Here is a 14482-nt window from a genome sequence, read left to right as displayed (position 1 = left end):
GGCCGTCGCGCTGTTCGCCGGACCACGCGGAGCGCCGCTCGGCGGACGGACCCGTGCTCGGCCCGAAGGTGCAGGACAAGGCCGCGCTGGAGCTGCTGTCGCGCTGCGGCGGCCCGGCCGGGCTACGCAAGGCCGGCCGCCGCAAGCTCGTCGTCGCTACGTCGCATGCCCCTGAGCCTGTTCATCCGTATGCCGGGGGTGCTGCCCCGGCAGGGCCGGGTCAGTCGTCGCCCATGACTGGATCTGCCGCTGGCCGGCATCCGAGAGCTCGGACACCGCCGGCCGGCTGGAAGCCGGACCCGGCATGGGGCCCTGCGCCTCCGGGGTGGCAGCTCTGGGTCGACGAGGAAATCCCCCTGTTCGGGGCCCGCGGCAAGGCGCGAGAGCTGGCCGCCGAGAACGGTGAGCTGCAGAAAAAGCTGACCGCGTGGCATGCCCAGGCCACCAGGCTGCAGGGCGAATTGGACGGGCGTCAGGGTGAGCTCACCCAGCTGCGAGGCGAGCACGACCGTCTGCAGTCCGAGATGCGGCGCCTGGGGCAGATGGCGGCGTTCGAGCTGGAGCAGTACCGCGACCGGCTGACGCAGCAGACAGCCGAGCTCGAACAGCGAGTGGGCACGCTGAGCCAGCAGGTGGTCGTCACCGAGGAGACCGTGCTGCTGCAGGAGGCCGGGTGTACGAGTACCGGCACCCGCTGACCGACGCCGTCGCCTACCAGGGCAAGCTCGCGACGGCCCAGGACCGGATCAAGGCCATGGCCATGAAGGATGGCGGCGCCGTCCAGGCGGACACCCGCGTGACCGTCTCCGGCTCCGAGGCCAAAGGACGGGCCATGGTCCGGGACTACTCGAAGCTCATCCTGCGCGCCTTCAACGCCGAGGCCGACAACTTGGTCCGCGGCCTCAAGCCCTACCGGCTGGACTCGGCCATCGAGCGCCTGAATAAGGTGGCGGAAACGATCGCGCGGCTGGGCAAGTCGATGGACATCCGGATCTCCAACGACTACCACCGCCTGCGCAGGAAGGAGCTCGAGCTCACCGCGGACTACCTGGCGAAGGTTGCCGAGGAGAGAGAGCGGGAGCGGGAGGAGAAGGCGCGCCTGCGCGAGGAGCGGAAGGTTCAGCAGGAGATCGAGCGCGAGCGCGCCCGCCTGGAGAAGGAGAGGCAGCACTACGCCAACGCGCTCGCCGCCCTTCGGGCCAAGGGTGACGCCGAGGGCGTGGCCCAGATGGAGGAACGCCTCGCCGAGGTCGAGGCGGCGGCCGACGCCGTGGACTATCGGGCCGCGAACGTCCGCGCCGGGTACGTCTACGTGATCTCCAACGTCGGGGCGTTCGGCGAGGACATGGTGAAGATCGGCATGACCCGACGGCTCGACCCGCTCGACCGGGTGCGGGAGCTCAGCGACGCCTCGGTGCCGTTCAACTTCGACGTGCACGCCCTGTTCTTCTCCGACGACGCCGTCGGCATCGAGACCCAGATGCACACCCGCCTGGCGGACCGCCGCGTGAACCTCGTCAACCAGCGCCGCGAGTTCTTCCGCGTCACCCCGCAGGAGGCCAAGGGGCACCTGCTCGCGCTGACCGGCAACCTCCTGCAGTACGAGGAGGTGCCCGAGGCCCTGGAGTACCGGCAGAGCCTCACCAGCAAGCAGGCAGCGAACGTCTGACCGGCCTGCTTCCGTCCGGCCTGCCGCGCGCGGGCCGGTGCGGTGGCCGACCGACCATGGCGACCACAACCCCCAGGAGGAGACCACGGCCCGGCAGACGACCATCACTGACACCCGGCCCGCCGCCGACGACCCGGTGCTCGACGGCAACGGCAACCCCGTCCCCGTCCCCGTCCCCGCCTTCATCGTCCCCGACGGGCCTTCCGGGCGATCATAGCCGGCAGCGTGCCCGCAAAGGACCGCGAGCACTACCTCGCCAAGAGCGAGGCCCGTGTCGGCATCACCAGGTGCGAGCGCTGCTGACCGGCCAGCCACCGCACCGGCCCGAGCGGGCCGGTGCGGTGGCTGGCCGACTGCGTGCTTGTGGTCCCGGGATTGGCGCCGGATCAGACGCCGAGGGACCTCCGAGTGGCCTGGACGGTGGCGAACAACTCCTCGTAGCAGTCGAAGCCCCGCTCGATGCAGTCCATGTCGACCCCGCATTCGCGCTGTCGCGCCCTCATCAGCGGCTCCTCCGGCATGGACACCGGAAAGGTCAGGAAGTCGACGTCGGGAACTCGTTCCTGGAGCAGGTCGACGTCATCCTGGACGCCGTCCCCGACCTGCAGCCACCGGTTGAACTCGTTGTAGACCATCGCACCCGCGGTGATCCCCTTCGTCCATCCGGTGAAGAGCGCGGCGAGGCTGGTGGCGGCACGAGCCGAACCCCAGGCGTCGGGGGTGAACTCGTAGCGCCAGATCTCGCCCTCATGGAAACCCGCGAGTACGAACGTGTAGAACAGCTGCTCGAAGTTGAACAGCGGCAGCTGATGCCGCCAGGGGAACGGCGTACCGATCGAGAACGCCAGGCTGTCAAGTTCCTCGCCCCCGTCGGTCGGCCACGGCATCACCCATCCGCCGTCGGGCAGCAGCCGCCGCGAGTGCCACCCCTGCGACTGAAACCAGGTCAGCTGCTCGGCGACGTGGTCCACGTCGAAGAGCCGGTAGACCAGGTCGGGTGGCTGCCCGACGGGCGCTTCGGCGTAATCGGGCCAGTCGAGGCCCACAGCCGTCGCCGCCGCACGGTACTCCGCCGCCGCGTCACGCAGCACGCGCATGTCATCGAGCATCGCGGCAAGAATGCGACTCTATTCCTGCAACGCGGCCGAGGTGGCGTAGGGCTGCAGGATCTCGCCGACGCTGTGCACGATTCCGTTCTTCATCACCAGCTCCACGCTAGCGGCATCGGCGACGTCCTCGAGCGGATTGCCGTTCACCATGGCCAGGTCCGCGATCTTGCCCTCCTCCAAGGTGCCCAGCTCATGCCCCACGCCCATGTAGCGGGCGGCATTCGCCGTCGCGGTCTGGAGCGCCTCATGGTTGCTCGTCACGTCGGCCATCGCGCGCAGTGCGAGATGCAGCGAAACGGCCGGCGCATTGAGCGGCGCGTCGGTGCCGAGCGCGAAGGGCGTACCCGCGCGAAGCACCGCGGCGAGCGCGTTGAAGGTAGTGCGGATAGAGGCGCGCTGCGCATCGGTCGGCGGATTCTGCGCTGCCTGCAGCATGGCCGGCACGAACTGCGGCGGCATGAGGAGCTGGAAGCGGCGGTCCTGTACGATCATCGGATCATCGCCGATGAGCGCGGGCGCGAGATTCGTGCTCGCCATATCGGACTCGCCCTCGGTGAAGAGGGCGAGCGCATCCTGGTAGAGAATGCCGCCCGGGGACAGCGACGGGCTGAAGCCCGAGCGCTGGGTGGCTGAGAGGTGCGTGATTCCCTTTAAGCCGGTCTGGATTCCCGGTGACAGCGGATGCGTTCCGCTCGGCACGCCCATCTCGTGCGCCGTCTTCGCAACCTTGGCCATGAGCCAGACGGGTGTACGCACGTAGGCCTTGAGATAGTCCAGCTCGAGGATGCGCGCCTTCTGCATCTCAAGGTCCGCCACCCGCTCGTCCTTGATCGGCCGCGACTGGGCGTAGTAGGTCGACAATCCGTCGGCGAGAGCGCCCGCGGTAAAAAGACGTGGCCCGACCATTTTGCCGGCCTCCAGCGACTCGCGGAGATTGAGTGCGTGGTAGGGCGTCCAGCCAACGCAGCTCACCGACGTGATGCCGTACGAGAGGAACATGGCCATTACGTTGCCCATCGACTCCAGCATTTGTGTGTGGATGTGGGAGTCCCAGAGCCCGGGCATCACCACCAGGTTCGAAGCATCCACGAACCGGTCGTTCTTGCCGAGGCCCAGCGCCTTACCCTTGGCTCCCGGCGCGATGGGGCCGATCGTCTGGATGCGGTTGCCGACCACCATGATCTCGACGTCGCGGTGGATGATCGGATTGATGCCGTCCCACATGCCGCCGGCATGGATCACCGTGCGGCCAGCCGGAACGGCCTGCTGCCACTTGAGGTCCAGCGGGATGTCGCGCTCGCCCGTGCCGTCGACGCGGATGGTCTTCAACCGGTCGTTGCTGACGTAGACAATAGTGCGCGAGTCGCCGCCCCAGGCCGGCATGTCGGCCGCATGCTGCGTGAGCTGAACTGCAGGACCCGTCGGCACGCCCTTGTGGTCCACCGGCAGCACGTGCAGCGTGGAATCCATGATGAAGGCCATCCATTTGCCGTCCGGCGACCAAGCGGGCCCTGATTCCACCCGGTCCGAGATTCCGTTCGGGTGCGGCGCAGGCTCCTGGAAGGAGGCGGCGCCAGTGGCGACATCGATGGTGCGGATCAGATTGCGGCCTTCGCGGAAGCGCGTGTTGTTGCGTTGGAAGTCGGCGAGGGCGATAGTGGCGCTGTCCGGCGACCAACTCGGACGCCCGACGGTCGCTCCGCCGCCGACGCGGTTGACAACCAGCCGGGACTGGCGCGTCGCGAAGTCGTAGACCAGCAGCGCCTGGGCGTCGTTGATGAACGCGAAGCTGCGGCCATCCGGCGCGATCACGCCGCCAACCACGTCGTGGTCGGGTATGAAGGACAGCCGCGTGATGGTGCGCGTGGCGAGCTCGATGGAGTAGAGCTCTGGCGAGCCGCCCCCGTGCCGGTCCGACCCGAAATAGATTTTCGCGCCGTCTCTCGACCAGCTCGGGTACCAGTCGAGGAACTTGTCATCGGTCAGGCGCACCGGCTTCTTGCCGATCTCCATGACCCAAAGGTCGTTGAGCGCGACGAAGGCGACCTTCATCCCGTCGGGCGACAGCGCCGGCGCCAGGATGCCGTGCGTCGGGCGCGCGCCCTTGAAGCCGAAGCGGTAGTCTTTGGGCTTGATCACCGGCCGCTGCACACTAAGCTGCGCGCTGAACGCGATATCGCTCAAACCGCTGCCGTCGGCATTACGCAGGCGAAGCTTGCCGTCGCCGGCGTAGAGGAACCGCCCGTCGGGCAGCCAGCGCACCGGGAAGGGGAAGATGTCCTCGCCCGAGGTGACGGTCTGGCCGTCGAGCACGATCTGACGGGCGTTGTTCAGGAATACGACACCCTGCCCACCCGGCAGCCAGTTCGGCGCCTGAGCGCTGCCACTCGGGATGCTCGCCAGCTCCTGGCGCACGCCCGCTGCATCCACCGCGTACACGAAGCGGCCATCGACGTACGCGATGCGCGAGCCGTCCGGCGACCAGGCCGGCGAGTGCTCATTCGTGGTCAGGCTGGTGCGGCGCTCGTATGCCCGCGTCTGCACATCGATGGTCCAGATGTCGTAGGACCCGTTGCCGCTGCGGTCCGAAGAAAACGCGATCTTCCTTCCGTCCGGCGACCACGCCGGTTCACGGTGGTCGTACGGACCGCTCGTGACCTGCACGAGGTCCGATCCGTCAGGCCGCATGGTCCAGATCTGGTAGTTCTGGTCCGAATAGTTCTGGAAGGCGATGCGCGAGCCGTCCGGCGACCACGCGGGCCACACCGCCTCGACTTGCCAGCCGGTGAGCTGGCGCGCCTCGCCGCCGCCAACGGGCATGCTCCACAGGCTCGTCTGAAGCACGAACACGATCGTCGTGCCGTCGGGCGACACGTCGGCGGCCATGTTGGTGCCCTCGGTCATGGTCACCGTCACGTCCTTGACGTCTCCTTCCAGCAGATTGGCCTCAAATCTGACCGGAGCCACAACCGTGGTCTGCTTGTCAACGTCGATGACGCTGAACAAGCTGGGCGCTACGGCAGGTGCCAGGCCCACGAACGCCATCGTCCTCATCGCCTCGCGTCGGGTAATCTCGGCCATTGCCACTCCATTTCCACTGCGATGATCGCGCCGAGCCGCGGGTGACATCGGTCACGATGGCTTCTTGGGTCCCGTTCAGCGCAGGATCCACAGGCCCTGGTTCTTGTTGGACAGGTAGACACGGCCGCGCCCATCGGCCAGGACGTCTTCGCTCCATAGCAGCACCAGTGCGTTGGGCGGCTGCGGTCCGAAACGATGAGTGGGGTCAGCCAACGAGGATTCCTCCCAGTGGGACATCGGACCCGCGAATTACGATCGCGGATCACATGTTGTAGGAGCAGTTCGTGGACCCGCCGCCGCAGCAGCCTGCCCCGACCCCGTTCGTCTAGACGGTAAGTCCGAAGTTTGGTCAGTGGTCGTATGCGATCAGTGAGCCCCCCTCCCGACCGGCGGCGGTCGGGAGGGGGCCTGCGATCGGTTTAGGCCACCGGTTCGGGCGCGTCCACGCCGGCCTCCCTACGCGGCGCGGGGACGAGCCGGGCGTCGCCCTCGTCGGCGTGGTAGTCGTCGGTGGTGGTGCCGTCGGCGCCGTCGGCCACCTTCGTGGCCCGCAGGATCAGCGTGCCGAGCACCGCCACCAGCAGGTTGACCAGTACGGCCACGATGCCTACGTAGATCGTCTTGGTGGTGTCGAAGCCGAACTCCGACAGCGGGAACGCCGAGCCACCGAAGTGCTTCCGGGTGGGGCTGGCCACCTGGTAGAGCATCCACATGCCCAACCCCATCCCGGCGACCCAGCCGGCGATCAGCGCGCCCCGGTGGAACCAGCGGGTGTAGAGGCCCAGCGCCACCGCGGGCAACGTCTGCAGGATGATCACGCCACCGATCAGTTGCAGGTCGATGGAGAACTGCGGGTCGAGGAAGACGATGCAGGCGACGGCGCCGACCTTCACCACCAGCGAGGTGATCTTCGAGACGTTCGCCTCCTGCGCCGGGGTGGCGTCGCGCCGCAGGTATTCCTTGTAGATGTTGCGGGTGAACAGGTTCGCCGCCGCGATCGACATGATCGCCGCGGGGACGAGGGCGCCGATCCCGATTGCGGCGAACGCGATGCCGGCGAACCAGCTCGGGAACTGCTGGTCGAACAGGAGCGGCACGACGGTGTTGTTGTCCACCGAGCCCTCCTTGGCCCCCGGCAACGGGGTCACCCCGGCCGCGATCGCCATGTAGCCGAGCAGCGCGATCAGCCCCAGGAGCAGGGTGTACGCCGGCAGCGCCGACATGTTGCGCTTGATCACGTTGCGGTTCTTGCTGGCCAGCACGCCGGTCAGGCTGTGCGGGTAGAGGAACAGCGCGAGGGCCGAGCCCAGCGCCAGGGTGATGTACTGCCACTGGTTGTTGGCGTTGAGCAGGATCCCGTCGCCGGCGTTCTGGCTGGTGTCGAACTTGGCGTCCGCCGCGTCGAAGATCTCCCCCCAACCCCCCAGCTTGTACGGCAGATAGATGATCGCCACCAGGATCACGATGTAGATCAGGATGTCCTTGATGAAGGCGATCAGCGCCGGCGCCCGCAGGCCGGACTTGTAGGTGTACGCGGCGAGGATCGCGAACGCGATGATGATCGGCAGGTGCCGGGCGATGGTGCTCTCGCCGGTCACCCCCATCGTCTTGAGCACCGCTTCGATGCCGACCAGTTGCAGCGCGATGTACGGCATGGTGGCGGCGATGCCGGTGATCGCCACCAGCAGGGCCAGCGTTGGCGAGCCGAACCGGGTCCGGACGAAATCCGCCGGGGTGACGAAGCCGTGCCGGTGCGACACCGACCAGAGCCGCACCAGCACCAGGAAGACCAGTGGATAGACGATGATCGTGTAGGGCACAGCGAAGAACCCGGCCGCGCCCGCGCCGAACATCAGCGCCGGCACCGCCACGAAGGTGTACGCGGTGTAGAGGTCACCGCCGACCAGGAACCAGGTGATCCAGCCACCGAAGCTGCGCCCGCCCAGCCCCCACTCGTCGAGGTGGGCCATGTCCTTGGGTGCACGCCACCTGGCCGCCACGAATCCCATGGCACTGACCAGCAGGAACAGCAAGCAGAAGATGATGATCTCGGTGAGATGGTCGCGCCACATCAGCGCTCACCCCGCTTCTTCGTCATCTGGTAGACCACCGTCGTGGTGGAGACGCCGATGATGATGAAGGCGAGTTGCAGCCAGTAGAAGGTCGGAAACCCGAACAGCCGCGGTCCGTCCGAGTTGAACACGGGCGTGGTCAACGGCACCACGATCGGGACGAACAACAGCCAGTTCCACGGGCTGCTGTCCTTGGCTCTAGCTCTCGGCTTCGCCGGCACATTCTGCTCCTGTTCGTCGATGCGGGGGTAATCGGTGCGATGCGCGCGATGGTCGGGGCGGGCCGCGCGGTGGCCGGACTCAGTGCGGACCCGCCCGCCTGGCACGCCGATGGGCCAGGTAGGCGCAGGCCAAGCAGGCTGCCGTCAAGGGGACCCACGCGAGCTGGTACCAGTGGAAGAACGGCACGCCGAAGAGTCGCGGTTCGGCGCGGGCGAACACCGGTGTGGCCACCGCGCCCAGCATGGGCAGCGCCAGAGCGACCGCCTGTAGACAGGCCCAGACGCGGGCACGCTGTGCGGTGGGTGCCACCATCTCGCCCGCCTCGCCTGGGTTCATACGTCTCTCCCATCACCTCTGACACTTGATTCTCAAGTTTCGAGCTGGTTAATTAGCTCTCGATCACTTTGCTTCCTCTGCTGCGTCCCTCCCTGCTGGCTCCCTCACCACCTCAGTTGCGGTCCGAACCCAGAAGGTTTACCCGCATCGGGTCTGGACCCCGCCAGCGGCATGGGAGGAGCAGCACATGGCAGAGTTCGCAGTCTGCTGTCACGCCGACCTTGGGAAGTGGACGTGAGAGCGGCGGTCGCCGCGGTCGTGGTCCTGTCGGCGTCCGTGGTCGCCCTCGTGGCCTCCCGCGGCCGGGGTCGCCGCTTGCCCGCGGGACGCGACCTGGCCGGCTGGGCCTTGGCCGACCGCAGCCACGGGCACCTGTTGACGTGGTGTGTCCTGGGCGGCACGATCTACACCGCCTACACGTTCCTGGCCGTTCCCGGGCTGGTGTTCAGCTCCGGCGGTGTCGGCTTCTACGCCCTGACGTACACGGTCGTGGTCTATGCGTTGGCCTTCATGGTCCTGCCACGACTGGCCGGCATCGCGCGCACTCACGGCTACGTGACGGGGGCCGACTTCATCCGCGGCAGGTACGGCTCCCCTGGCCTGGCGCTTGCGGTGGCACTCACCGGGATTCTGGCCACGATGCCGTACATCGCCCTGCAGTTGCTGGGCATACGGGCGGTGCTCAGCGTGCTCGGGGTGGAGTCGGGCGGTGTGGTTGGAGACCTGGTGCTCACCGTCGTGTTTGCGGTACTTGCTGTGTCGACCTACCGGCACGGGCTGCGCGTGCCCAGTGCTGTCTCCATTGGAAAGGCGGTCCTTGTCCCGGCGTCCGCCGTGTCGATCGCGGCGCTCGTGTGGATCCGGGTCGGTTCACCGGGGGAGCTGTTCTCCGCGGCGGAGCGGACAATCACCGCGCGGGACAGCGGTTTGAGCGTCGTGCTGGACCCAGCGCTGGGACCTGCGTACGTGTCGTTGGCGCTGGGGTCAGCTTTGGCGCTGTTCGCGTTTCCGCATGTGCTGATGGTCGCGTTCTCAGCCCGCAGCGACGACGTCGTTCGGCGATCGGCGGTGACGCTGCTGGGCTGGACCGGCCTGCTGGGCCTGTTCGCGGTGTTTGGCGTGGCCGCGCTGGCCATGAGCCTCGTGCCGCCGCCGGGACGGGCCGAGCTCGCCGTCCCGATGCTGGTGCGCGAGCTGGCACCTGCATGGCTGTCCGGGGCCGTGCTGGGTGCCCTGGTGGTGGCGGCGCTGGTACCGGCCGCCGTCATGTCGATCGGGGCTTCGGCCCTGTTTGCCCGCAACGTGTATGTGGAGTATGTCAACCCGACCGCGACCGCGGAGCAGGAGACCAAGGTGGCCCGGGTCGTGTCGCTGGTCGTGAAGCTTGGCGCCTTGGGCTTCGCCATGGGCCTTCACGGTCAGAACGCCATCAACCTTCACTTGCTGGGTGCGGTGTGGGTCCTGCAGACGTTGCCTGCTCTGGTCCTCGGCCTCGCATCCCGGGCACCGCATCGGTTAGCCCTGCTGACCGGCTGGTTCGTCGGGATGATTGCGGGCACTGCGATGGTCGCCCACGGTGGGTTCTCTCCGACCGTACTGGTGTCCCTCGGGCCGGTCAGCACGCAGCTGTATCCGGGGCTGCTTGGGCTCGCGGTCAACCTCGCTGTCGTCGTCGTGGCCGAGCTGCTGTTGCGACGATGGGGGCCCGTCCGGGGGCTGGATCGGACGGTGGGTCGCCGAAGTACGCGGACGCTGCCGGCCGCGGCCTCGCGCTCGGTGCAGTCATGAACCTCGATCGAACGCAGCGCCACGGCACCTCAGATCGCCGCAACCGGCCTGCGCAATCCGAGATTGTCGGCCCTAACCCCGACGACTCGGGAGCGAACCCGTCCGGCACGGCCGGCGCGGAACATCGAGGAGTGCCGCTTCCGGCGGACGGCCCGCTGGCGGACGGTCCCGGCCTCGACCTCCACGATGTGGAACGCGAAGCCGCGATGATCGCCCTGTTCGACTCACTGCACGGCCAGCTCGTCCGACTTGCCTTCCTGCTGGGCGCCGACCACGACGCCGAGGACCTGGTCTCGGAGGCGTTCTGCGAGCTACATCGACGCTGGTACCGGCTGCGTGATCCGGCGGCAGCGCCACAGTACCTGAGGTCGATCGTGTGTAACCTTGCCCGTATGCACGTCCGGCATCTGCAGGTGCGTCGCCGTCATGCCGGAGACGAGCTGCCCCCCGGCCAGGCCAGCGTCGTGGACTCGGCAGAATCGTCCGTGCTGCTGCGGGAGGGTCAGCGAGCGGTTGTGGCGGCGCTACGGCAGCTGCCGGTGCGCCAGCGCGAGGCGCTGGTGCTGCGCTACTGGCTGGATCTGAGGGAGGCTGACATCGCCGGCGCCATGGGCATCAGCACTGGGGCGGTGAAGTCACACATCTTCCGGGGTATGGCCGCCCTGGCTACGCTCATGGGCGCGTCCCGATGAGTATCGGCGAGACCGAGACCCGGCTGCGGGATACCCTCCAGGTGCTGGCGACCACAGCCGTCACTTCCCCGGATGCATATGCAAACGCCCGCAGCGAATGGCAGCGGCGGGAACGGCGCCGGCGGCTGCTCACCGTCATCTTGGCATTGCTGATCTTCGCCCTGGCTGATGTGGTCGGGCTGTGGGCTCTCAGCAATCACCACCACACCAGACCGACGCCGTATGACCAGCCGGTGGCCCCTGGGAGCAAGGTCGGGCTCGATGGTGTCGTGATCATACCCTGACCTGGGTTCGGCGCCATGGCGGCCCACCACCGGGCCGGCGGCGCACGGCAGGGCGAGCGCCCGCTGACGTCGCGAACGCTCGCCCCTTGCCTCGTGGCCGCTGTCAGGCCATCTTGCCGGACAGTTTCCATGCCGCGTCGACCAGCCGGTCAACGTCCTGGCTCTGGTGGAACAGGTGCGTTGAGATGCGGACGGGGCGATGCGACTGGGCCGATCCGATGACGGGGAAGTCGCTGTTACGGATGGTGATCCCGTACTCGTCGCTCATCCGCGCGACGAACTCGGCCGACTTGTCCGCGTTGAGCACATCGGTGCGATTGCGGAACGGGTTGAACGACGTCAGGGCGCAGACCAGGCGAGAGTCGTCCTTCGGGGAGTACAACGATTGGACCCCCCACCGCTCGGCGACGAGTTCCTTGAGGTACGACGACAGGCCGACGACGTGGTCTTCGATGCGCTGTCGTCCGATGCGGTCCCACACCTCGCAGACGGTCCTGACTCCGGTGTTCAAGGCCAGGCTGCCGTTGCCGACAGACTGGAGGTAACTGCCGATGTTGTAGCTCTCCTTGTCGGTCGTCGAGCGGGGCGGTACGCCGCCTTCCGCCGGATAGCTGCTGGACACGACCGGCCAGAACTCTGGCAGGGGGTTCGGGTTGTACTGGGACAGGACCTTGTTGCGGATATACAGCACGCCCGTTCCGCCCGGACCGCACTGCCACTTGGCGGCGGAGCCGGCGAGGAAGTCCACGCCTAGCTCGTGGAAGCTGTAGTTCATCATCCCGGGGATATGTGCTCCGTCCACAACGCTGGTCAGGCCATATTCCTGGGCGAGCTTGGCCAGCATCGGGATGGGCAGCATCGTCCCGGTCTTGTACGTCGGAGCGGAGAACAGAAGGACCTTGGTCTTGGCGGTAATCGCCTTGCGGAACAGCTCCACATAGTCCTCAGCCCGCTGGTCGTTGCCCACGGGCAGGGCCACCTTCCGGATGACAACGCCGTGCCGATCCCGGGCCATGCCCATCGGGACGAGGCCGCCTCCGTGCTCGTGATTGGTCGTCAGGATTTCGTCACCCTCGCGCAGATTCAGCCCGGCGATGATCTTCGACATGCCGTCACTGGTGTTGTGCGAGATGACGAGCTCGTCCACGTCGCAGCCGTATCCACGAGCCGCGACGGCCCGGACGTCGGCGAAGTCGCTGTAGGCGGAGAGGGCGTCACGGGCGACGTCCCGATTCGTTTTGTCGAGAGCGTCAAGGACCTCGCGGGGTGGGGAGCCGACTGTCCCCACGTTCATGAAGAGGACCTTCTTGTTGAGGGTGAACAGCTTCTCGACCTGGCGCCAGAAGTTCGCGTCGTTCGCGAGCGGCAACGACGACGACCCGGCAGCGGTCAGCGGGGATGCCGCCGCGGGAGAGGCGGCGGCGAAATTCAACCCCGCCGCACCCGCGGCGACGGCGCCCGCGCCGGCGCCCAGGAACTGGAGAAGGCCTCGACGCGAAATCTGGGGCGGCGTGTCCCCAGGGACTGGGGCGTTGGCGGTGTTCAGCATAGTTGTGTCCCCCTTCTAGTTAGAGTCATCGCACCGCGATAGCGGAGATTTCGACCTTGGCGTCCTGCGGCACCCGCGCCACCTGGATGGTGGCCCGGGCCGGCGGCTTACTGCCGAAGAACTCGGCGTACGCGGTGTTGAAGCGGGCGAACTCATTGAGGTCTGCCACATAGACCGTGGTGCTGACGACGTTGTCCAGGGTCATTCCACCGGCCCGCAGCACCGCATCGAGGTTCCTCAAGACCTGGCGCGTTTGGTCCTCAATGGACGCATTCGCCAGGAGCTTGTTCGTGACCGGGTCGATGGGAAGCTGGCCGGACAGGTACAGGGTGTCTCCCACAGCTATGGCCTGGGAGTACGGACCTATCGCTGCCGGGGCGTCCGGCGACGTTACAACCCGGTGATGCTTGCCACCGTTCTTTTGTTCGCTGGCGTTGGCGGCTGGTTCGTGTCCTGCGATGACGGCACCGGCTGTGCCAGCCAGCGCGCAGGCGAGAACTGCGGCAACCAGGCGAGTCCGTCGAAATCCGACAATGGAGGTTCTAGGAGACACACGTCTCTCCGCTCTTCGTGGATGTCTGCCGACTTCCGCAGGCCTGCGAGCTTGTCGTCATCCGTAAGTTGCATCCCGCGCGCGTACGGTTTACCGCCTTGAGCAATTTGTTTGGCCGCAATGTCGGTGCCTGCAGTGCGGTGACGGGCGTGATCGACTTTGGGAAGCTGCCGGGACGGCGCCACCGAGGACACCGCCGCTGCGAACATGCCGGTCTTCGTCGAGGCGGTCCAGCAGCGCGGAGGGTGGCTGGCGATGCCCTGTGGGTGCCTGAAAGTCGGTCAGCCTACGCGGCCTGCGAGTACTCGCCGACCATGCCGCCGAGGCGATCACGCCGCAGCACCCGCCGGCCAGCGATGGCGACCGGCGGTTGGGCCGGTCCGAGCGGCGGTGCCTGTGCCAACGAACGGTGTGGACGGTGCGAGTTGTCATGGTCGACGAATTCGGCTACCACCGACTCTAGGTGGCGACGCCCGAAGATCAGCACGCGGTCAAGCAGTTCACGGCGTACCTTGCCGACCCAGCGCTCCGCGTACGCGTTGGCCCGCGGTGCCCGCGCTGGTGTCGTGAGGACGTCGATGCCTGCGGCGGCGAAGACCGCGTCGAACACGGCGCTGAACTTCATGTCGCGATCCCGGAGCAGGAACCGTAACCGGTCGTCTCGCTCGCCAAGGTCCATCAGCAGGTTCCGGGCCTGCTGGACCACCCACTCCTCCACCGGATGTGCGGTACCGAGCACATGGACCCACCGGCTGCCCACCTCGACCGCGAACAGCACGTACAGCCGCCGCAGCAACACCGTGTCGACGGTGAAGAAGTCCACCGCCAGGACGCCCTGCGCCTAGGGCGTGTCCTGCCGATCTTGTAGTGGTTGATCGTTGACGATGTGTCGGTGGTGCGTCGTGGTGAGTTGACTGATGAGGCGTGGGCGGTGATCGCGCCGTTGCTTCCTGAGCCGGGTGGTGCGCGGGGGCGGTGGCGGGATCACCGTCAGGTCATCAACGGGATTTTGTGGAAGCTGCGTACGGGTGCGCCGTGGCGTGACCTGCCGGAACGTTTCGGGCCGTGGAAGACCTGCCACGAGCGCCTGCGCCGGTGGACTGCCGACGGCACCTGGGATCGGATCC

General features: G+C 67.3%; 15 protein-coding genes and 1 pseudogene. 6 read left to right on the top strand and 10 right to left on the bottom strand.

All coding sequences use genetic code 11. The features are described from left to right. Positions 1–53: 53 nt before the first annotated feature. Positions 54–173 (top strand): annotated as a pseudogene (locus ACWD6N_RS31705) (IS110 family transposase); the annotation flags it as partial. A gap of 500 nt (positions 174–673) precedes the next feature. Then, positions 674–1669, top strand: a complete 996-nt coding sequence (locus ACWD6N_RS31700) for a DUF4041 domain-containing protein (protein ID WP_450005771.1) — start codon at positions 674–676, stop codon at positions 1667–1669. Positions 1670–2055: 386 nt separating this feature from the next. Here ACWD6N_RS31700 and ACWD6N_RS31695 read toward each other — a convergent pair whose 3' ends face one another. The 6 genes from ACWD6N_RS31695 to ACWD6N_RS31670 all read right to left on the bottom strand — a co-directional run bounded on the left by ACWD6N_RS31695 (position 2056) and on the right by ACWD6N_RS31670 (position 8489). Beyond that, positions 2056–2778, bottom strand: a complete 723-nt coding sequence (locus tag ACWD6N_RS31695; protein ID WP_450005769.1) for a hypothetical protein — start codon at positions 2776–2778, stop codon at positions 2056–2058. Between the two features lie 18 nt (positions 2779–2796). Next, positions 2797–5859 carry an amidohydrolase family protein gene (locus ACWD6N_RS31690; protein WP_450005767.1) on the bottom strand — a complete coding sequence of 1021 codons (3063 nt, stop codon included), beginning with the start codon at positions 5857–5859 and terminating at the stop codon, positions 2797–2799. Positions 5860–5934: 75 nt separating this feature from the next. Continuing rightward, positions 5935–6072 carry a hypothetical protein gene (locus ACWD6N_RS31685; protein WP_450005765.1) on the bottom strand — a complete coding sequence of 46 codons (138 nt, stop codon included), beginning with the start codon at positions 6070–6072 and terminating at the stop codon, positions 5935–5937. A 206-nt stretch (positions 6073–6278) separates the two neighbouring features. Continuing rightward, positions 6279–7931 (bottom strand): monocarboxylate uptake permease MctP, encoded by a 1653-nt coding sequence (mctP, locus tag ACWD6N_RS31680; RefSeq protein ID WP_354967908.1) that lies wholly within the window; start codon positions 7929–7931, stop codon positions 6279–6281. Beyond that, positions 7931–8152, bottom strand: a complete 222-nt coding sequence (locus ACWD6N_RS31675) for a DUF3311 domain-containing protein (protein WP_354967907.1) — start codon at positions 8150–8152, stop codon at positions 7931–7933. Before ACWD6N_RS31675 ends, mctP begins: the two co-directional genes overlap by 1 nt. Before the next feature lie 79 nt (positions 8153–8231). Continuing rightward, positions 8232–8489: a DUF3311 domain-containing protein gene (locus tag ACWD6N_RS31670; protein WP_354967906.1), complete on the bottom strand. Its 258-nt coding sequence runs from the start codon at positions 8487–8489 to the stop codon at positions 8232–8234. Between the two features lie 234 nt (positions 8490–8723). Here ACWD6N_RS31670 and ACWD6N_RS31665 point away from each other — a divergent pair, with 234 nt between their 5' ends. The 3 genes from ACWD6N_RS31665 to ACWD6N_RS31655 are packed head-to-tail and all read left to right on the top strand — an operon-like array spanning position 8724 to position 11253. Continuing rightward, positions 8724–10277 (top strand): sodium:solute symporter family protein, encoded by a 1554-nt coding sequence (locus ACWD6N_RS31665; RefSeq protein ID WP_450005762.1) that lies wholly within the window; start codon positions 8724–8726, stop codon positions 10275–10277. After that, the gene (locus ACWD6N_RS31660; protein WP_450005760.1) at positions 10274–10969 is read left to right on the top strand and encodes an RNA polymerase sigma factor; all 696 of its coding nucleotides are present in this window, start codon (positions 10274–10276) and stop codon (positions 10967–10969) included. Before ACWD6N_RS31665 ends, ACWD6N_RS31660 begins: the two co-directional genes overlap by 4 nt. After that, a complete protein-coding gene (locus tag ACWD6N_RS31655) occupies positions 10966–11253 on the top strand; it encodes a hypothetical protein (RefSeq protein WP_354967903.1) in 288 nt (95 codons plus the stop codon). The genes ACWD6N_RS31660 and ACWD6N_RS31655 overlap by 4 nt, the downstream gene beginning before the upstream one ends. A gap of 103 nt (positions 11254–11356) precedes the next feature. On the opposite strand, the gene ACWD6N_RS31650 is transcribed toward ACWD6N_RS31655, so the two are convergent. From ACWD6N_RS31650 to ACWD6N_RS31635, 4 genes are all read right to left on the bottom strand, one after another. Then, a complete protein-coding gene (locus ACWD6N_RS31650; protein WP_387329224.1) occupies positions 11357–12802 on the bottom strand; it encodes an aminotransferase class V-fold PLP-dependent enzyme in 1446 nt (481 codons plus the stop codon). A 25-nt stretch (positions 12803–12827) separates the two neighbouring features. Then, a complete protein-coding gene (locus ACWD6N_RS31645; RefSeq protein ID WP_354967915.1) occupies positions 12828–13262 on the bottom strand; it encodes a RidA family protein in 435 nt (144 codons plus the stop codon). Further along, positions 13193–13564: a hypothetical protein gene (locus tag ACWD6N_RS31640; RefSeq protein ID WP_354967917.1), complete on the bottom strand. Its 372-nt coding sequence runs from the start codon at positions 13562–13564 to the stop codon at positions 13193–13195. Before ACWD6N_RS31640 ends, ACWD6N_RS31645 begins: the two co-directional genes overlap by 70 nt. Before the next feature lie 77 nt (positions 13565–13641). Continuing rightward, the gene (locus ACWD6N_RS31635) at positions 13642–14178 is read right to left on the bottom strand and encodes an integrase core domain-containing protein (RefSeq protein WP_450005758.1); all 537 of its coding nucleotides are present in this window, start codon (positions 14176–14178) and stop codon (positions 13642–13644) included. 72 nt (positions 14179–14250) lie between these two features. On the opposite strand from ACWD6N_RS31635, the gene ACWD6N_RS31630 reads away from it, so the two are divergent. Next, positions 14251–14482 (top strand): transposase (locus ACWD6N_RS31630; protein WP_450005791.1); only part of this gene is annotated, 232 nt, incomplete at its 3' end.

Source organism: Micromonospora sp. NPDC005163, from assembly GCF_053599835.1.
Note: the sequence above shows the minus strand (reverse complement) of the source record. Positions and strands in the feature narration are given on the sequence as shown.